Genomic DNA, 17,396 nt, shown 5'->3' on the forward strand with positions numbered 1-17,396 from the left:
GTTACCTCCGTCGCGTCACGGGGCCGAGACTATGGGCGGTCTGTGAAGAGGACAGGTGATTTCAGTGAAGAGCGTGTTTCCTCACCTTGCGACCCGGACCTGAGCATTTCTCTCGCTGGTCGCGTTTGGGATGGTTACGAGTCTGTCGTTTCACCTGCTCAGCGCGGTGCGCAACTGTTCGGGATCGGTAGTCGGCGCGTCACAGGTGAAGTTACGGCAGACATACGCGGCCGGTTCACCACCCACCAGTGGCCGGTTCGCGAGCAACGGCAGCTCCTCACTCTCCGCGACCCCGAAGGCGACCACCGCACCGGGCGCGGTCCCCAGAAGTGCCGTACGGTGCAAGGCCTTTGCGGCCTCGTCGTCGAGCGAAGGCCCTACGACGGCCACCTCGCGCGGCCCGTCGAGATACGCCTCGGCGACCGCGAGCCCCCACCCGATGAACCGCGGCACCCGCGGCCCGAGCGCCTTCACGACCCCCAACGCCCGCTCGGCGGCGCTGCGATGGGGCTCGGCACCGGTCTGCGCCGCGTAGCTCAGCAGGGCGCCCGCCGCCGCGGTCCAGCCGGACGGGGTGGCGTTGTCGGTCGGATCCTGCGGCCGGCGGATGAGCCGCTCGGCGTCGGCGGCGGTGTCGTAGAGCGCCCCCGACTCGTCCACGAACCCGGCGAGCACATGGTCCAGCAGGAACCCGGCGAACTCCAGCCACACCCCCTCCCCCGTGACCGACGCCAGCGCGAGAAAGCCCTCCGCGACATCGGCGTAGTCCTCCAACACCCCCGCGTTCGCCCCGACTTGCCCGTCCTTGCTGGTGCGGGACAGCTTGGCGTGCTCGTCGAGATGCAGCCGTACGAGGAGATCGGCGGCGGAGACGGCGGCCTCGACCAGGTCGGGCCGGTCGAAGTAGGCACCGGTCTCGGCGAGCGCGGCGACGGCGAGCCCGTTCCAGGCGGCGACGACCTTGTCGTCCCGGCCGGGGGCGGGCCGCTGCGAACGGGCGGCGAGGAGACGCCTCTTGACCGACTCGATCCTCCCGGCGTCGAACACGCCCTCGCTCTGCGGGAGTTGGAGGACGGACTGCCTCTCCTCGAAGGTGCCGTCGTCCGTCACACCGAAGTACTGGGCGGCGAGTTCGGCGTCGTCCTCGCCGAGCACCTCGGCGAGCTGCTCGGGCGTCCAGACGTAGTAGGCACCCTCGACATGCTTGCCGCTCCCGGTCCCGTCGTCGCTGTCGGCGTCGAGCGCGGAGGCGAACCCGCCCTCGTTGGTGCGGAGTTCCCGCACCATGAAGTCGGCGGTCTCGACAGCGACCCGGCGGGCCAGCTCGGACCCGGTGCTGCGCCACAGGTGCGCGTACACGCGGCAGAGCAGGGCGTTGTCGTAGAGCATCTTCTCGAAGTGGGGCACCACCCACTCGCGGTCGACGGAGTACCGCGCGAACCCGCCCCCGAGCTGGTCGTAGATACCGCCACGAGCCATCCGCTCACAGGTGTCCTGCGCCATCTCCAGCGCACCCTCGGAACCGGTGCGGGCGTGATGCCGCAGCAGAAACTCAATGACCATGGACGGCGGAAACTTGGGCGCGCCCCCGAATCCCCCGCGCTGCGGGTCGTACTCACGGGTGAGCCCCAGCAGCGCCTGTGCCAGCTCCTCCTTGCCGGGTGCCTCGGTGCCGCCGTAGTCGATCTCCCGCTGGGACAGATCCCGCGTGATCTTCCCGGCGACCTCGGCGACCTCGTCCCGCCGGTCGCTCCACGCACTGCGCACCCCTTCGAGCACCTGCCGGAAGGAGGGCATGCCGTGGCGGGGGGCGGGCGGGAAGTAGGTGCCGAAGTAGAAGGGTTCGGCGTCGGGCGTGAGAAACACGGTCATCGGCCAGCCGCCCTGCCCGGTGGCCGCCTGCACGGCCTCCATGTAGACGGCGTCGACGTCGGGGCGTTCCTCGCGGTCGACCTTGATGCTGACGAAGTGCTCGTTGAGGTAGTCGGCGGTGGGGTGGTCCTCGAAGGATTCGTGGGCCATGACGTGGCACCAGTGGCAGCTGCTGTATCCGACGCTCAGCAGGACCGGTTTGTTCGCCCTCCTGGCCTCGTCGAACGCCTCTTCCGACCAGGGCCACCAGTCGACCGGGTTGTCAGCGTGCTGGAGCAGATAGGGGGAGGTCTCATGGGCCAGTCGGTTCGGCATGGACCCATCGTGCCCGACGGGCGGCACAGGTCGTAGAACGGCCCGCAGCTTCCGCGCAGCGAACGGGTGATCGTCGCCCTCTCGCGCTCTCGTCTCCCCCGAAGGACACTCATAGGCCAGGGAGTTGCCGTCGGAGGGGGCGCGACATGCGGGACAGCCATCGGAGCGATGCCGAGCGGCTGTTGGCTCGGGCCGTGGAGGAGGAGGTGCGGCGTTCCGGCGGGCGCGTCGAGGCGCCGGTGCTGCTGGCGCGGTCACGGGCCGCGCTGGATGCCATGGCGGAGACGGCGGCGGAGGAGTACGCGGCCTATACGGGCGCGCTCGACGAGGCGGCGGCCGGGCAGCTCACCTTCGGGCAGCGGTACGCCAGGGAGGGCGGTGGAACTCCCTTGCTGGTGGCGGGTGTTGCCGCCGTGGCGGCTGTCGTGGCCGATCTGACCCTCGGTACCGGCGCCGGTACCGCGCTCGGCGCGGGCGTGACCGTCGGTGTCGTCGGTGCGGCGGCGACCGTCGTGAAAGTGACCGCCTCGCATCTGCCCGCCGCGCATCACCGGGCCGGTGCCGCCAACCAGCCTGGCGGGCCCGAGCAGTTGAGGTTGCAGTGGCTGACGGCCCTGGAGGTGCGGGGCATCCGCCCCTTCCTGGATCAGCAGCGGGTGCTCGCCGCCTCCACCGGGCCGACGAAGAAGCCGGGACCGCAGCTGCGCGGTACGGACAAGAGCGCGGCGGCGCGCAGACGGAGTGTGCTGGAGCAGTCGTTCGGTCAACTCCCGGAGCCGGTCGGGGCGTTCGCCGGTCGGCGGGCGGAGCTGGCGCGGATCCGGCAGCTGGTGCAGGCGGCCCGGGCGAGCACGGAGACCCGGCCGACCGTGGTCGTGCTGCACGGCGCGCCGGGTTCCGGCCGCACCACCCTCGCGGTGCGCGCCGCGCACGATCTGCGGGACCAGTTCCGCGGCGCGTGCGTGGTGGATCTGCGCGGCGACAGCCCGGGCGAGTCCCCGCTGCCCACCCGCGACGCCCTGCTGCATCTGCTGAACCGGCTCGGCGCGCCCCGCGAGCAACTGCTCTTCCGTGAGCGCTCCTCCCCCGACCAACAGGTCAGGCGGCTGGGCGAGTTGTACCACCAGCACCTGACCGGCCTCCCGGTGACGATCGTCCTGGACGACGCCTCCGATCCTGGGCAGGTGGCCACCCTGGTCCCCGAGCGGTCCGACAGTCTGGTCGTGGTGACCGCCCGCAAGCCTCTCGATCTTCCGGCCGAACTCGCCGCCTGGGTGCACCAGTTGCCGGTGGACGCGCTCGACGCGGCGGGTGCGGAGGAGCTGCTCGGCGCCGTGGCGCAGGACGGTTCGGGGCCCTACGACGCCGAATCCGACGAGCGGATCAGGGAGTTGTGCGGCGGGCTGCCGCTGGCGCTGCGGATCGCGGGCTCGTCCCTGGGACCGCGCTCGCCCCGCCAACTCGCCACGGATCTGGGCGCGTACGGCCCGGTCGAGCCCGTCGAGCGGGCGCTGTGGCTGCGCTACACCGACCAGTCCGACCCGGCCCGCACCCTGCTGCGCCGACTGGCGCTGGCCGGCCGGGCCTCGCTCGGCGCCGCGGCGGCCGCCGCCCTGCTGGCCACGGACGAGACGGAGGCCACCCGCCACCTGGTCGCCCTCTCCCGCGCGGGCCTCCTCGACCACGTCCGCGGCACCCGCTACCGTCTGCACGACCTGGTCCGCGCCTTCGCCCAGGCCCGCCTCCTCGACGAGGAGGAGTCCTCGGAACGTACGGCGGCGCAGGAGCGGCTGATCGTCAACTACGCCGAACTCGCCGACTCCGTACTGCGGTTGGTCGACGGCAACATGTCGACGCGCTCGGACCGCTTCGGACCGCACGGCTTCACCTCGCTCGACGAGGCGCTGCGCTGGCTGGACGACGAGTCCAGCTTCATCACCTCGACGCTGCGGCACGCGGAGGGCGTCGACCAGGGCGCCGTACTCAATCTGCTCGGTGCGCTGTGCGACTACTGCCTGCTGCGCGGCGACCTCTACCGGCTGGGCGAGATCAGCGAGTTGGCGCAGGCCGTCGACCAGGGGCTGCTCGTCCGGTCGGTGCAGTGGCGCACGGGTATCGCGGCCCGGCAGCTCGGCGAACTCGACAAGGCGCGCACCACCCTCACCTCCGTCGTCGACCTCTACATGGAGGCCCACCACGACGCCGGCGCCGCGCGCGCCCTCTGCTCCCTCGGCATCACCCTGCACCACCAGGGCAACCTCACCGAGGCGGCAGCAAAACTCCGCGAGGCCCTCGACCTGCAGGCCCCGCCCCAACTGGCCACGGACCGCGCCTGGACCATGCACGCCCTGGCCGCCGTCGAGCGCGACCGCGCCCGGCTCCCCGAAGCCATGCGGCTGTTGACCGAGTCCCTGGTCCTGCACCGCGCGGGCGAGTCCGTGCACGGCGAGGCCTGGGCCCACTTCCAGCTCGGCCAACTCGGCCTGCGCATGGGCGACATACCCCGCGCGGAGTCCGAACTGACCACCGCCCTGGGCCTCTACGGCCGTACCCGCGACGCCCGCGGCGAGGCCTGGGCGCTCACCCAGCTGGCCCGGGCCCGGCTGGTCGCGGGCGATCCGTCCCCGGCGGTGGACGGCCTGCGCACGGCCGCCTCCCGGCACCGCGACAACGAGGACGCCCGCGGTGAGGCCTGGACGGTCTACTACCTCGGCCAGGCCCTGGAGGAGACCGGCAACCTGGACCTGGCCGTACGCGAACTGGAACGCTCCCGCACCATGTTCTCCCGCATGCGGGACGTCTACGGCCTGGCCTGCGCCCGGCACCACTCCGCCCGCGTCACCCGCGACCAGCGCGCCGCCCAGACGGGTTCGCTGCGCAACTCCGGCTTCGCCCGCCAGCTCCTCGTCGACGCCCGCGCCGACTTCCAGCGCATCGGCGTCGCCCACGGCGAGGCGTGGACCTGCCTGGAGCTCGCGGTGGTCGACGCGGGCAACGCCCGTACCGCACAGGCGCTGACCCTGTGCGACGAGGCGCTCGGCCTGTTCACCTCGTACGGCGACCACCGCGGCGAGGACTGGGCCCGCTTCCTGCGCTCCACGCTCCTGCCGTACGCGGCCCCCGGCGGCGTCGAGGTCGGCACGGCGGTCGCGCAGGAGGAACTGGCGCAGCTCGCCCTCACCCGGCACCCCTACCGCGACGAGAAACTCGACGACTACGTGGAGGCGTACCAGCTGCTGCTGGAGCGGGGCGTGAACCTGGAGGCGGGCTGGCAGGCGTGGCGGCTGGGCATGGTGCCGAGCCGGCACGCCCGTGAGGTGATGGGGGTGGCGGTGCCGGACCGGCCCTGAGCACCCCCGCGCGCCCGCCCGGTCAGCCCTGCTTGGCCTTGGATGCGGCCGGGGCGGCCTCGGACTCCGCCTGCGGGTCCGGGGCCTCCTTGAAGTCGACCTTGTTCATCTGCTTGCTCATGGACTTCATCAGTCCCCATACGGCCAGGGCCATCACCGCGAAGACGATGAAACCGAGGACGCCGGGGGTGACCTTGTTCTCGTCGACCTCGGCGAGGGGGACCAGGTGCGTCATTGCCAGGGCTGCGCTTGAGCTCATATCAGGCATTGTCGCGGATGCCCGCGAAGAGGTCGTCCTCGGGGAGGGACGTATCGACCAGAGACTTCGCGAGCTCGTACTCCTCGGTCGGCCAGACCTCCCGCTGGATCTCCATCGGGACCCGGAACCAGCCGCCGTCGGGGTCGATCTGCGTGGCGTGCGCGAGCAGCGCCTTGTCACGGATCTCGAAGAACTCGGCGCACGGGATGTGCGTGGTCAGCGTGCGGTCCCGCATCGTCCCGGACTCGTCCCACCGCTTGAGCCAGTCCCCGTACGGAGACTCCAGGCCCCGGTCGAGGAGCGCCTTGTGCAGGGCCTCGGTGCGCTGCCGGTTGAAGCCCTGGTTGTAGTACAGCTTCTGCGGCCGGTACGCCGGGCCGCACTCCGACTCCGGGTACTTCTCGGCGTCGGTCGCGCCCTCGAAGGCCACCATCGAGATCTTGTGGGTCATGATGTGGTCGGGGTGCGGGTAGCCGCCGTTCTCGTCGTAGGTGGTGATCACCTGCGGGCGGAAGGAGCGGATCTGCTTCACCAGCTCGCCGGCCGCCTTGTCGACGTCCTCCAGCGCGAAGCAGCCCTCGGGCAGCGGCGGCAGCGGGTCGCCCTCGGGCAGCCCCGAGTCGACGAAGCCGAGCCACTCCTGCTTGATGCCGAGGATCTCGCGGGCCTCGTCCATCTCCTTCTTGCGTACCTCGTGGATGTGCTCCTCGATGTACTTGTCGCCCTGGAGCTTCGGGTTGAGGATGGAGCCGCGCTCCCCGCCCGTGCAGGTCACGACCAGCACGTCCACCCCCTCGGACACGTACTTCGCCATGGTGGCCGCGCCCTTGCTCGACTCGTCGTCGGGGTGCGCGTGAACGGCCATCAGTCGCAGCTGGTCAGTCAAGACTCAATCCTCAGTAAGTCGGCGCCCCGGTGTCCTGGGGTGCGATCGGCGGCTTCTATAGTGACCGAATCGGGAGGCGAAAAATTCCGGGGGCCGGTTTCGGAGGCCCCTTGAGCCCCTTGCCGGGAGGACGATCATGAGTACGGCGAGTACGCGACTGCCCGAGGGCCGCTACGGCACCTCGTCGGACGAGCGTGCCGACCACAAGCTCAGGATCGCCGGCGCCGTTCTCGCGGCGGTCCTCGTCGCCCTGGTCGGCTACTTCGCCTACCACTATGTCGTCGAGGCCAAGATCAGCGCCGAAGTGATCACTTTCCAGGCCTCGGACAACGAGGTCAAGGTGCATCTGGAGGTCCACAAGGACTCGGGCACCAGCGGCTACTGCACCCTGCGCTCGCAGGCCGCCGACCAGTCCGAGGTGGGCCGCGCCGACTTCCACTTCGGCGGCTCCGCGACCCGCATCGACAAGGTCGTCACCCTGAAGACGACGTCCAGGGGCACCACGGCCGAGCTGCTGGGCTGCCACTCCGACTGACATCACCCTCGTTGCGTAGGCCTTGACCTGCGTTGACGTATTTCTGATGCCTTATGTCCTCCCCCTGACGCCGTTGAATTGTTAGGCTCGTGGTTTCGCCCTTCCATGAAGGAACATTCTTCTGGGTAGGGCGATGCTTTGTATTCCCAGTACCTACGAGGAGCACCTGTGACCCAGACCAGCGAAGACGTCACCTGGCTTACGCAGGAGGCGTACACCAAGCTCAAGGAAGAGCTGGCGTACCTGTCTGGTCCCGCGCGCGAGGAAGTCACCGCGAAGATCGCGGCCGCGCGCGAGGAGGGCGACCTGCGCGAGAACGGCGGGTACCACGCGGCCAAGGAGGAGCAGGGCAAGCAGGAGCTCCGCATCCGGCAGCTGGTCCAGCTCTTGGAGAAGGCCAAGGTCGGGGAGGCTCCGGCGTCGGCGGACGGCGCGGTCGCGCCCGGCATGGTCGTCACGATCGCCTTCGACGGCGACGAGGACGACACGATGACCTTCCTGCTCGCCTCGCGCGAATACGCGAGCGCCGACATCGAGACCTACTCGCCGCAGTCCCCGCTGGGCTCCGGCGTGCTCGGCCACAAGGTGGGCCAGGAAGCGCAGTACGAGCTGCCCAACGGCAAGAAGGCCTCGGTGACGATCCTCAAGGCCGAGCCGTACAACGGCTGACCGACCCCCGGGACTCCGAGGTTTCGCCTTCGACGGGCCCCCGGCCGCCTTGCGGCGCCGGGGGCTGCGTCGTCCCGGTGTCGTCTCGGGTCTCCCCTCAGGCCGTCGCCGAGCGGTACTTCCGTACCGCCAGCGTCCGGAATATGAGGATGATCAGGAGCGAGTAGATCAGTGAGGCCCACACCGGGTGCACCATGGGCCAGGCGTCCGAGGGCGACTGTCCCGGGTTGGCGAAGAGGACCCGGCAGGCCTGCACGGTGGCGCTGAACGGGTTCCACTCGGCGATGTGCCGCAGCCACGGGGTCATGTTGCCCGTGTCCACGAACGCGTTCGAGATGAACGTCACCGGGAAGAGCCAGATCAGTCCGCCGGAGGTGGCCGCCTCGGGCGTGCGGACGGTGAGCCCGATCAGGGCGCCGATCCAGGTGAACGCGTACCCGAGCAGGAGCAGCAGGCCGAAGGCGCCCAGGACCTTGCCGGCGTTGGTGCCTCCGTCCGAGCCGACCCGCCAGCCGACCAGCAGGGCGACTATCGCGAGGACCAGGAGGGTCAGCGCGGTCTGCACGAGGTCCGCGAGCGTCCGCCCGGTCAGCACCGCGCCGCGCGCCATGGGCAGCGAGCGGAAGCGGTCGATGAGGCCCTTGTGCATGTCGTCGGCGATGCCCGCGCCGGAGCTGGCGGTGGCGAACGTGACGGTCTGCGCGAAGATGCCCGCCATCAGGAAGTTCTTGTAGTCGGTGGCGCTGGTGCTGCCGCCGATCTGCATGGAACCGCCGAAGACGTAGGTGAACAGCACCACGAACATGATGGGCTGGATCAGCCCGAAGATCACCATCTCGGGAATCCGGGACATTCTGATCAAATTGCGCTTGGCGACGACCAGGGAGTCGTGCACGGACTGGCCCAGCGCGCTGCTCGGTGCCGCGACCGGCACGGCGTCGGTGACGGCACTCACTTCGCGGCCTCCTTCTTGTGCTTGCGGTCCTTGGCGTCGGCGGTGGTGTCCGCGCCGCTGTCCTCGGTCTTCTCCTCGGCCAGGTGGCCCGTGAGGGAGAGGAACACGTCATCGAGGGTGGGGCGGCGCAGGCCGATGTCGTCGATCTCGATGCCCTCGGTGTCCAGCTCGCGGATGATTTCGGCGAGTAGCTTGGCTCCGCCGGAAACGGGCGTGGTGATCTTGCGGATGTGCTCCTCGACGGCGGTGTCGCCCTTGCCGAAGCCGCGCAGGCTGTATTTGTCCAAGAGGGCGGAGGCGATCTCGATGTGGTCGCGCTCGTGCACGACGACCTCCACGCGCTCGCCGCCGGTGCGGGCCTTGAGCTGGTCGGAGGTGCCTCGGGCGATGACCTTGCCGTGGTCGACGACCGCGATGTCGTGCGCGAGATGGTCGGCCTCTTCGAGGTACTGCGTGGTCAGGAGGAGGGTCGTGCCGCCGGAGACGAGTTGTTTGATGACCTCCCACAGCATCTGGCGGTTGCGCGGGTCGAGGCCGGTGGTCGGCTCGTCCATGAACATCACGGGCGGGGAGACGACCAGGGCCGCCGCGAGGTCGAGCCGGCGGCGCATGCCTCCGGAGTAGGTCTTGGCCGTGCGGTCGGCGGCGTCCACGAGGTTGAACTGGTCGAGCAGTTCGTCGGCCCGGGCCTTCGCGGCCTTGGCCTTCATCTGGTAGAGCTGGCCGACCATCTGCAGGTTCTCCCTGCCGGTCAGGTATTCGTCGACCGCGGCGAACTGGCCGGAGAGACCGATGGAACGCCGTACTTCGTTGGGCTGCTTGAGCACGTCGAGGCCGGCCACGGTCAGCTTGCCGCTGTCGGGTCGCAGGAGGGTGGTCAGACAGCGGACGGCGGTCGTCTTGCCCGCGCCGTTGGGCCCGAGCAGGCCCAGCACGGTGCCCTCGGGGACATCGAGGTCGACGCCGTCCAGAGCTTTCACGTCGCCGAAGGTTTTCACCAAACCTTCGGCATAGATGGCGCCTGGCATATCAGTCTCCACGTCGTCGGGGATTCTTCGAAAAGCCTAGGTTTGCGTGTGATGGTCCGCCTCCCGTTTTTCACAGGAACGGCGACACGAGACACACCATAACGCGATGTATCGCGTCTCTCAACAGATTTTCTCGAACGAGTGACGGAACAGGTGACGAACGGGCCTGACCTCAGTCGATGACCGTGTACCCCGCGTCGCGCAGGGCCTGGCCGACCTCGGCGCAGTGCACCGGCCCCTTCGTCTCCAGGTGCAGCTCGACCTCCACCTCGGTGAGCCCGAGCCGTGGGTCGGTCCGGACGTGGCTCACATCCAGGACGTTAGCGTCGACCACTGACAACACCCCGAGAAGCGTCGCGAGCGCCCCCGGCCGGTCCGTCAGCCGCAGCGTCACGGCCAGGTAGCGGCCCTGCGCGGACATGCCGTGGCGCAGGATGCGCTGGAGCAGCAGCGGGTCGACGTTCCCGCCGGACAGCAGCGCGACGACCGGTCCGTCGAAGGCACGCGGATCGCTCAGCAGCGCCGCGACCGGGCTGGCACCCGCCGGCTCGACAACCAGCTTGGCCCGCTCCAGGCACAGCAGCAGCGCGGTGGACAGTTCGTTCTCGGTGACCGTGCGGACCTCGTCCACGAGATCGGCGACGATCCCGAACGGCACGTCGCCGGGCCTGCCGACCTTGATGCCGTCGGCCATCGTCGCCGGGTTCCGGATCGACACCGGGCGTCCGGCCGCCAGTGAGGGCGGGAACGCGGCGGCGCCGGCCGCCTGCACGCCCACGATCCGCACGTCGGGCCGCAGCGCCTTCACGGCGACCGCGACACCGGCCGCGAGTCCGCCGCCGCCGATCCCGACGACGATCGTGCGCACCTCGGGGCACTGGTCCAGGATCTCGAGGCCGACCGTGCCCTGGCCCGCGATGATGTCCGGGTGGTCGAAGGGGTGGATGAACACCGCGCCCGTCTCATGGGCGTACTCCTGCGCGGCGGCCAGCGTCTCGTCGACCACATGGCCGTGCAGGCGCACCTCGGCGCCGTACTCCTTGGTGGCGCTGATCTTCGGCAGGGGTGCGCCCTTGGGCATGAAGACCGTGGAGCGCACGCCGAGGAGTGCGGAGGCGAGGGCGACGCCCTGGGCGTGGTTGCCGGCGCTCGCGGCGACGACACCGGCGGCGCGTTCCTCGGGGAGGAGTCCGGCGATACGGACGTAGGCGCCGCGCAGTTTGAAGGAGCCCGTGCGCTGGAGGTTCTCGCACTTGAAGTGCACCGGTGAGCCGACGAGCTGGGTCAGGTGCCTGCTGCCCTCCATCGCGGTCACCCGCGCCACGCCCGTGAGCATCTTCTGGGCGCCGCGCACATCGTCGAGGGTGACGGGTCGCAAGGAGTCAGCCGTGCTGTAGCTCATGACTCAAGCATCGCAGTTCACAGGCGCACGCCACGGCTGTGACCAAGCTCCGAGACTGGTTTGCGCAGCGCCGGTACGGGCCGCCTTCCAGCCCGTTACCCTGTCCCCCAACCCAGCACCCCCTTCATGAAGCGAGCCCCCGGCCATGCCCACAACACCTGAAATGTCGATGGACATGACGACCGTCGGTGAACCCGGTCTCCTCGACACGCTGCAGCACGAGGTGGCGGTCTTCGCGCGCCGTGCCGAACAGACCCGGCTCGGCGGAGTCGGACAGGTGCGCAACTCCATGGACCGCGCCGCGTATCTGCTGCTCAACCGCCTCGACAAGGAAGGCCCGATGGGCGTCAAGGCGCTCGCCGCGAGCATGGGGATCGACTCCTCGACGGTCACCCGGCAGGTGGCGCCGCTCGTCGACACCGGGCTCGTCAAGCGGACCTCGCACCCCGAGGACGGCCGCGCGGTGGTGCTGCAGCTGTCCCCGCGCGGGCAGTCGCGACTGGAGGAAGTCCGGTCGTCCAGGCGTCAGTTGATGGACGAGTTGACACACGACTGGGCGCCGGAGGAGCGCGAGGCGTTCTGCACGCTCCTCACACGCTTCAACAGCGCCCTCTCCGCGCGGATGGCGATGCCGGGCAACGAGCCGTCGCCCGCTTCCTGACCCTTCGGCTCGTGGGGCACACGCGCGTGGTGCCCGACTCCCGCCCCTTCGTACCGAACTCTTGACCTCACGACGGCCCTGGCCTCAGATGAGACCGGAGCCATCAGGGGGAGGGCTAGGTGCGCGAACGGCAGGTGTCCCAGGGCGCCCGCCGGGCCCGGGAGTTCGAGGCGTTCGTCGCGGGCGCGGCAGGGCGGCTGCTGCATGCCGCCACCCTGCTCACCGCGGAGGCCACGGACGACAACCCGCGCGCGCGACGCCTGCTGACGCTGTCGCTGGCCCACACCTACGCGTGCTGGGACCGGTTGCGCGGCGAGGACCCCTACGACCGTGCCCGGCAGTACCTGGCCAGCCGCTTCGCCCGCGCGGCCTGGCACCAGTACGGCGGCCTCGGCCGGGCCCGCCCCCACCCCGACAGCCCGCTGGGCGCCCTCGCGCCCCAGGAGCGGCTGATCGTCGTCCTCAGGTTGTACGAGGGGGTCGCCGAGGAACAGGCCGCCGCGCTGCTCGGGCTGCCCACGGAACGGGTGCGGACGATCTGCGAGCGGGCGACGGCGAGGCTGCTGCATCCGCCGCGCTCCCCGGCATCGAAGGTGGCGGGCGCCAAGGTGGCACCGTCATGAGGTCGCCGAACGGGGGTACGCGCGCGTGAACAGGCCCGAGCGGGAGGCGGCCGTACGGCGGATCATGGAGCGGACTCCGCCGCAGGTGCCGCCGGAGCTGTACGCGGACGTGCTGCGCCGCGGCGGGAGGATGCTGCGCCGCCGCAGGGCCGCCCGGCGGCTGATGTGGATGCTGATGTGCGCTGCGGTGGTGGCGTTCACCGTGTGGGCGCTGATGGTCCATCCCTGGGTGGAGCCGCCGTCGGAGACGACTCCACCGCTGTCCAACTGGTGAGAGCGGGCCCTAGCCGAGCGCCTGCTGCAGGTCCTCCAGGAGGTCCTGCACGTTCTCGATGCCCACGGAGAGGCGGACGAGGTCGCCGGGGACCTCCAGGGCCGAACCGGCGACGGACGCGTGCGTCATGCGCCCCGGGTGCTCGATCAGCGACTCGACGCCGCCCAGGGACTCGCCGAGCGTGAACACCTTGGCGCGGTTGCAGACCTCGACGGCCGCCTCCTCGCCGCCCTCGACCTGGAAGGAGACCATGCCGCCGAAGGCCCGCATCTGCTTGGCGGCGACCTCGTGGCCGGGGTGCTCCGGGAGGCCCGGGTAGAGAACGCGCGTCACGCGCGCGTGCCGGGTGAGCATGTCGGCGACCTTGGTGGCGTTCTCGCTGTGCCGGTCCATGCGCACCGACAGCGTCTTGGCGCCGCGCAGCACCAGCCAGGAGTCGAAGGGGCCGGCGACCGCGCCCATCGCGTTCTGGTGGTACGCCAGTTCCTCGCCGAGCGCCTCGTCGGCCGCGATCAGCGCACCGCCGACCACGTCCGAGTGGCCGCCCATGTACTTGGTCAGGGAGTGCACGACGACGTCCGCGCCGAGGGCCAGCGGCTGCTGGAGGTAGGGCGTGGCGAAGGTGTTGTCGACGACGAGCCGTGCGCCCGCGTCCCGCGCGATCTGCGCGACGACGGCGATGTCCGTGATGCCGAGCAGCGGGTTGGAGGGGGTCTCCACCCAGACGACCTTGGTCTTCGGGGTGATGGCGGCCCGTACCGACGCCGGGTCGCTGGTGTCGGCGACCGACCACTCGACGCCCCACCGGGAGACGACCTTCGCGAAGAGGCGGAACGTGCCGCCGTACGCGTCGTTTGGGATGACGACGTGGTCGCCGGGGCTGAGCAGCGTACGCAACAGGCAGTCCTCGGCCGCCAGTCCGGACGCGAACGCGAGACCTCGGCGACCGCCCTCGAGGGCGGCGAGGTTCTCTTCCAGGGCGGTCCTGGTGGGGTTGGCGCTACGGCTGTACTCGTAGCCGCCGCGCAGACCGCCGACGCCGTCCTGCTTGTAGGTCGAGACCTGGTAGATCGGCGGGACGACCGCGCCGGTGAGGGGATCGGCGGTGTTGCCCGCGTGGATCGCGAGGGTCTCGAAGTGCTGACTGATGTGCCTGTCGCTCATGGGGCCGAGCGTAGTGCGCTCGCGGAGTGAACGACGATCCGGACGCTCTCGGCGGAACGACGCGGGTTTTCCACAGGGTGGTGGGCCGGGTTGGCCAATTGTCGGACCCGTCTGGTTCGCTTGAGGCATGGAGATTCTCTGGGTCCTGATGGCGCTGCTCATGATGGGTTTCGTGCTGCTCCCGTACCTGCGGCGCAGGCGCGGGATGATCGAGCAGGTCTCGCCGGGCCACCCGGACGCCGCGGACCCGGCGACCTACGGCTTCGTGCGCGAGGAGGAGCTGGACATCCGTATGCCCGGCCCCGACCAGGACCTGCTGGACGTCCTCGACCTGGTGCAGCGCACGCAGGACTACCGCGCGGCGATGCAGTTGCTGGCCGGCACCGAGATCACGGGCGAGCTGCGCTGGCAGCGGGTGCAGGCCTTCGCGGGCGCCGCCTCGCTGGAGCTGCAGCAGCGGCCCGGCGGGGTCAGCGAGACGCCGGGCGGGCAGTGGCTGCGGGTGTGGCGGGCCGAGCACCCGAAGGACGCGGGCGGCGCGGCCGTGCACGCGGAGTTCCTGGTGCAGCAGGCGTGGCGTACGTCGACGCGGGGGACGGACGAGTTCCGGATCATCATGGAGGAGGCGAAGGACGCCTGCGGGCAGGCGGCGCTGCTCTCCCCCGGTGACCCGGTCCCGTACATCGTCGAGTTGTCGGTGGCCCGTGGACTGGCGTATCCGCAGCCGGAGTTCGAGCAGCTGTGGCTGAGGATCCTGGACCGTGCGCCGGCCCACATGGGGGCGCATCTGGCGGCGCTGCACTACTGGTGCGAGAAGTGGCACGGCTCGCGCGAGCTGGCGAACTCGTTCGCGGAGTCGGCCGCCGCGCGGGCCCCGCAGGGCTCCCTCCTCGCCGCGATGCCGCTCTTCGCGGTCTTCGAGCACCTCCCCGAGGTGAATCTGGTCAGCAGCTTCTACCAGAGCGAGGTCGTGGAGAAGGCGATCCACGGCGCGCTGTTCGCCGTGCACGCGGCCCGCCCCGACGACCCGATGCTGGCGCACGTCCGCCATCTGCTGGTCTTCTTCCTGGTCCGCGCGGAGCGCTGGTCCGAGGCGATGAACCAGCTCATACACATCGACGGCCATGTCGGAGCCCTCCCGTGGACGCTGTCGCCCGACCCGGCGGCGGAGTTCGCGGTGTACCGGGCGCTGGCGGTGGCGGGGTACGAGGCGAACGGCGGGAGTCCGGCGAGCCTGCCGCACTGACGGCGGGGGCCTCAGGGGCGGCGAGGTCGGGCAGCCGCCGCCGTCTGCGAAGGCGGGACCGGAATTCTCGATGCGCCCCACCCGTTGACAGTTCGGACTCGGACTCACCCCGGGGCCCGTTGGGAGAGCGCATGTTCCTGCACAGCCGTACGCCCCAGCTACCGACCCCCGAGCAGGCTCTGCAAGGCCGGCCGGAGCGGATGTTCACGGTCCCCGACCGGCACGTCGTCCTCGGTACCCCGTTGCTCGGCCCCTACCCCGAGCACCTGGAGATCGCCGACTTCGGGATGGGCTGCTTCTGGGGTGCCGAGCGCAAGTTCTGGCAGCTCCCGGTGGGGGTGTGGACGACCCTGGTCGGCTATCAGGGCGGCTACACCGAGAACCCGCACTACGAGGAGGTCTGCTCGGGCCTGACCGGCCACACTGAGGCGGTCCGCGTGGTCTACGACCCGGAGCTGATCTCGTACGACAAGCTGCTGAAGACGTTCTGGGAGTCCCACAACCCGACGCAGGGCTTCCGCCAGGGCAACGACGTGGGCACGCAGTACCGCTCCGCGATCCACCCCCACACCCCCGCCCAGTCAGCCGCCGCGGAAGCCTCCCGCACGGCCTACCAACAGGTCCTCACGCGCTCGGGCTTCAGGACGATCACCACGGAGATACTGCCGGCGGAGGGGCGGGTGTTCTATCCGGCGGAGGGATACCACCAGCAGTACCTGGCGAAGAATCCGGCGGGGTACTGCGGGATCGGGGGGACGGGGGTGTCCTGTCCGGTCGGTGTGGCGCGGATCGATGGCTGACCGCTCGGCGCCCACGGCGCAGGAGGCGTTCACCACGCTGATGCGCGCACGGATCGCTCCCGGTCTGCGCGCGCTGGGCTTCAAGGGGTCGGGGCAGACGTACGAGCTGCCCCATCTCGAAACCTGGGCTCTCATAGGCTTCCAGAAGTCCACGCACAACACCGCGGGGCGGGTCGAGTTCACTCTCAACGTGACCGTGGCCGACAAGCTCGGCTGGGCCCGGGCCCGCAGGAGTCAGCCGCACCTGCCCGCCCGCCCCAGCCCGAACACGGTGTACGGTCCCGCTGCCTGGCACCGCCGCATAGGCCAACTCCTTCCCGCGAAGCGCGACACTTGGTGGACCATCTCGGCCACGACCGACCCGGGGCCCGTTGCCCGTGGTGTCATCACCGTGGTGACGGAGTACGCGCTCCCAGCCATTCGGGAGCAACGGCGTTCATGACCGCCGAGTCGGAACACCAGCGGTAAACCAGTGCCCCGCCCCCACTCACCCCCACCCTGAACCCCATGGAACAACCGCACCGCCAGATCCGTGTGATCCGCTCGGACAGCACGGTCACCGTCTATCAGGCGTACGCCCCCGAAATCGGTCTGCCCGCGGTTCGTGAGGGCCGTTTCACCGGCGCGTGGAAGCGCGGGCGCATGCCGTGGACGGCAGTTCCGCAAGCTCGTGGCGCTCGTGCGGCGTCGAGGTTGGAGGCAAGCCCATCGGCGGCCGGCCGTAGGCCCTGCCTCTGGCGGACCACGTATTGCTGGTGGCGGCGTACTGGCGGACGAACCTGACGATGCGGCAGCTGGGGCCTCCGTTCGGGATCTCGAAGTCGGAAGCGGACCGGGTCATGGATCACATCGCTCCACTTCTTGCTTCGGCCCCGGTCCGGCGCAGGCACCCGGCCGACACGGTCCTGGCCGTGGACGGCACCCTGGTCCCGACCCGCGACAGGAGCGTGGCCGCTTCCAGTAGGAACCACCGCTGTTGCACCAACCACAGATGGTCATCGACGCCAACGCCCGACTGGCCGTGGCGGCCGAACGCCACTGCCCGGCAACCGCCACGACGCCCGTGCCCACCGGGAATCAGGCGTGGACCGGGTGGTGAAGTACGCGCCTGTCCTCGGCGGCGGCGACCATCGCGGCACACCCGTCCTCAGCCCGCACTGGCCACGTAAAGACCGACCGCTCACGCCTGAGCGGCAAGCCGACAACGCCGTTCACCGCCGGGCCGGAGCCCGTCTGCGTCAGTTGAGCTGCCGAGTGCTGATGACGTCCCCATCATGACAGCTCGGAGGCCCTTTTTCGTAGGAGCGATCGCACAGCTCAGCAGCCTTGTCCGGGCCATGCTCCGGCTCTCAGAATC

General features: G+C 70.3%; 18 protein-coding genes. 11 read left to right on the top strand and 7 right to left on the bottom strand.

Annotated elements, in window-relative coordinates:
- Positions 1-150: 150 nt before the first annotated feature.
- On the bottom strand, positions 151-2,187 hold the full coding sequence (locus ACQHII_RS18170) for a thioredoxin domain-containing protein (RefSeq protein ID WP_427920288.1): 2,037 nt from the start codon (positions 2,185-2,187) through the stop codon (positions 151-153).
- A gap of 146 nt (positions 2,188-2,333) precedes the next feature.
- On the opposite strand from ACQHII_RS18170, the gene ACQHII_RS18175 reads away from it, so the two are divergent.
- Positions 2,334-5,537, top strand: coding sequence for a tetratricopeptide repeat protein (locus ACQHII_RS18175; protein ID WP_427920289.1), 3,204 nt, complete (start codon positions 2,334-2,336; stop codon positions 5,535-5,537).
- A gap of 22 nt (positions 5,538-5,559) precedes the next feature.
- On the opposite strand, the gene ACQHII_RS18180 is transcribed toward ACQHII_RS18175, so the two are convergent.
- On the bottom strand, positions 5,560-5,805 hold the full coding sequence (locus tag ACQHII_RS18180) for a hypothetical protein (RefSeq protein ID WP_427920290.1): 246 nt from the start codon (positions 5,803-5,805) through the stop codon (positions 5,560-5,562).
- Positions 5,798-6,661, bottom strand: a complete 864-nt coding sequence (mca, locus tag ACQHII_RS18185) for a mycothiol conjugate amidase Mca (RefSeq protein WP_427925340.1) — start codon at positions 6,659-6,661, stop codon at positions 5,798-5,800. The genes ACQHII_RS18180 and mca overlap by 8 nt, the downstream gene beginning before the upstream one ends.
- Positions 6,662-6,818: 157 nt before the next feature.
- Between mca and ACQHII_RS18190 the strand changes: the two genes are divergently transcribed.
- On the top strand, positions 6,819-7,217 hold the full coding sequence (locus ACQHII_RS18190; RefSeq protein ID WP_427920291.1) for a DUF4307 domain-containing protein: 399 nt from the start codon (positions 6,819-6,821) through the stop codon (positions 7,215-7,217).
- Positions 7,218-7,385: 168 nt separating this feature from the next.
- On the top strand, positions 7,386-7,886 hold the full coding sequence (greA, locus tag ACQHII_RS18195; protein WP_381243444.1) for a transcription elongation factor GreA: 501 nt from the start codon (positions 7,386-7,388) through the stop codon (positions 7,884-7,886).
- A 97-nt stretch (positions 7,887-7,983) separates the two neighbouring features.
- On the opposite strand, the gene ACQHII_RS18200 is transcribed toward greA, so the two are convergent.
- The 3 genes from ACQHII_RS18200 to ilvA all read right to left on the bottom strand — a co-directional run bounded on the left by ACQHII_RS18200 (position 7,984) and on the right by ilvA (position 11,271).
- Complete coding sequence (locus tag ACQHII_RS18200) at positions 7,984-8,841, bottom strand: ABC transporter permease (protein ID WP_200712180.1); 858 nt, start codon at positions 8,839-8,841, stop codon at positions 7,984-7,986.
- A complete protein-coding gene (locus tag ACQHII_RS18205; RefSeq protein WP_427920292.1) occupies positions 8,838-9,869 on the bottom strand; it encodes an ATP-binding cassette domain-containing protein in 1,032 nt (343 codons plus the stop codon). Before ACQHII_RS18205 ends, ACQHII_RS18200 begins: the two co-directional genes overlap by 4 nt.
- 172 nt (positions 9,870-10,041) lie before the next feature.
- The gene (gene ilvA / locus ACQHII_RS18210; RefSeq protein ID WP_427920293.1) at positions 10,042-11,271 is read right to left on the bottom strand and encodes a threonine ammonia-lyase; all 1,230 of its coding nucleotides are present in this window, start codon (positions 11,269-11,271) and stop codon (positions 10,042-10,044) included.
- A 163-nt stretch (positions 11,272-11,434) separates the two neighbouring features.
- Here ilvA and ACQHII_RS18215 point away from each other — a divergent pair, with 163 nt between their 5' ends.
- From ACQHII_RS18215 to ACQHII_RS18225, 3 genes are all read left to right on the top strand, one after another.
- The gene (locus ACQHII_RS18215) at positions 11,435-11,932 is read left to right on the top strand and encodes a MarR family winged helix-turn-helix transcriptional regulator (RefSeq protein ID WP_427920294.1); all 498 of its coding nucleotides are present in this window, start codon (positions 11,435-11,437) and stop codon (positions 11,930-11,932) included.
- A 119-nt stretch (positions 11,933-12,051) separates the two neighbouring features.
- Entirely contained in the window at positions 12,052-12,555 is a 504-nt protein-coding gene (locus ACQHII_RS18220; RefSeq protein WP_427920295.1) for a sigma factor-like helix-turn-helix DNA-binding protein, read from the top strand.
- A 25-nt stretch (positions 12,556-12,580) separates the two neighbouring features.
- Complete coding sequence (locus ACQHII_RS18225) at positions 12,581-12,829, top strand: hypothetical protein (protein ID WP_019072827.1); 249 nt, start codon at positions 12,581-12,583, stop codon at positions 12,827-12,829.
- 9 nt (positions 12,830-12,838) lie between these two features.
- Here the strand turns inward: ACQHII_RS18225 and ACQHII_RS18230 are convergent, their stop codons facing one another.
- Positions 12,839-13,993 carry a cystathionine gamma-synthase gene (locus ACQHII_RS18230; protein WP_019072828.1) on the bottom strand — a complete coding sequence of 385 codons (1,155 nt, stop codon included), beginning with the start codon at positions 13,991-13,993 and terminating at the stop codon, positions 12,839-12,841.
- 127 nt (positions 13,994-14,120) lie between these two features.
- Between ACQHII_RS18230 and ACQHII_RS18235 the strand changes: the two genes are divergently transcribed.
- The 5 genes from ACQHII_RS18235 (at position 14,121) to ACQHII_RS18255 (ending at position 17,208) form a co-directional block, all read left to right on the top strand.
- Positions 14,121-15,239 carry a hypothetical protein gene (locus tag ACQHII_RS18235; protein WP_427920296.1) on the top strand — a complete coding sequence of 373 codons (1,119 nt, stop codon included), beginning with the start codon at positions 14,121-14,123 and terminating at the stop codon, positions 15,237-15,239.
- Between the two features lie 131 nt (positions 15,240-15,370).
- The gene (msrA, locus tag ACQHII_RS18240) at positions 15,371-16,039 is read left to right on the top strand and encodes a peptide-methionine (S)-S-oxide reductase MsrA (RefSeq protein WP_427920297.1); all 669 of its coding nucleotides are present in this window, start codon (positions 15,371-15,373) and stop codon (positions 16,037-16,039) included.
- On the top strand, positions 16,032-16,481 hold the full coding sequence (locus ACQHII_RS18245; protein WP_427920298.1) for a DUF4304 domain-containing protein: 450 nt from the start codon (positions 16,032-16,034) through the stop codon (positions 16,479-16,481). Before msrA ends, ACQHII_RS18245 begins: the two co-directional genes overlap by 8 nt.
- Before the next feature lie 65 nt (positions 16,482-16,546).
- A complete protein-coding gene (locus ACQHII_RS18250; protein ID WP_427920299.1) occupies positions 16,547-16,822 on the top strand; it encodes a DUF4291 family protein in 276 nt (91 codons plus the stop codon).
- Positions 16,823-16,824: 2 nt separating this feature from the next.
- Entirely contained in the window at positions 16,825-17,208 is a 384-nt protein-coding gene (locus ACQHII_RS18255) for a hypothetical protein (RefSeq protein WP_427925341.1), read from the top strand.
- Positions 17,209-17,396: the final 188 nt, after the last annotated feature.

This window comes from Streptomyces sp. cg40, assembly GCF_050320165.1.
GTDB lineage: Bacteria > Actinomycetota > Actinomycetes > Streptomycetales > Streptomycetaceae > Streptomyces > Streptomyces hokutonensis.

Bases quoted from the DNA above. Each gene is read 5' to 3' on its own strand.
- ACQHII_RS18170 (WP_427920288.1), bottom strand. From the start codon at position 2,187: ATGCCGAACCGACTGGCCCATGAGACCTCCCCCTATCTGCTCCAGCAC.
- ACQHII_RS18175 (WP_427920289.1), top strand. From the start codon at position 2,334: ATGCGGGACAGCCATCGGAGCGATGCCGAGCGGCTGTTGGCTCGGGCC.
- ACQHII_RS18180 (WP_427920290.1), bottom strand. From the start codon at position 5,805: ATGCCTGATATGAGCTCAAGCGCAGCCCTGGCAATGACGCACCTGGTC.
- mca (WP_427925340.1), bottom strand. From the start codon at position 6,661: ATGGCCGTTCACGCGCACCCCGACGACGAGTCGAGCAAGGGCGCGGCC.
- ACQHII_RS18190 (WP_427920291.1), top strand. From the start codon at position 6,819: ATGAGTACGGCGAGTACGCGACTGCCCGAGGGCCGCTACGGCACCTCG.
- ACQHII_RS18205 (WP_427920292.1), bottom strand. From the start codon at position 9,869: ATGCCAGGCGCCATCTATGCCGAAGGTTTGGTGAAAACCTTCGGCGAC.
- ilvA (WP_427920293.1), bottom strand. From the start codon at position 11,271: ATGAGCTACAGCACGGCTGACTCCTTGCGACCCGTCACCCTCGACGAT.
- ACQHII_RS18215 (WP_427920294.1), top strand. From the start codon at position 11,435: ATGTCGATGGACATGACGACCGTCGGTGAACCCGGTCTCCTCGACACG.
- ACQHII_RS18230 (WP_019072828.1), bottom strand. From the start codon at position 13,993: ATGAGCGACAGGCACATCAGTCAGCACTTCGAGACCCTCGCGATCCAC.
- ACQHII_RS18235 (WP_427920296.1), top strand. From the start codon at position 14,121: ATGGAGATTCTCTGGGTCCTGATGGCGCTGCTCATGATGGGTTTCGTG.
- msrA (WP_427920297.1), top strand. From the start codon at position 15,371: ATGTTCCTGCACAGCCGTACGCCCCAGCTACCGACCCCCGAGCAGGCT.
- ACQHII_RS18245 (WP_427920298.1), top strand. From the start codon at position 16,032: ATGGCTGACCGCTCGGCGCCCACGGCGCAGGAGGCGTTCACCACGCTG.
- ACQHII_RS18250 (WP_427920299.1), top strand. From the start codon at position 16,547: ATGGAACAACCGCACCGCCAGATCCGTGTGATCCGCTCGGACAGCACG.
- ACQHII_RS18255 (WP_427925341.1), top strand. From the start codon at position 16,825: ATGCGGCAGCTGGGGCCTCCGTTCGGGATCTCGAAGTCGGAAGCGGAC.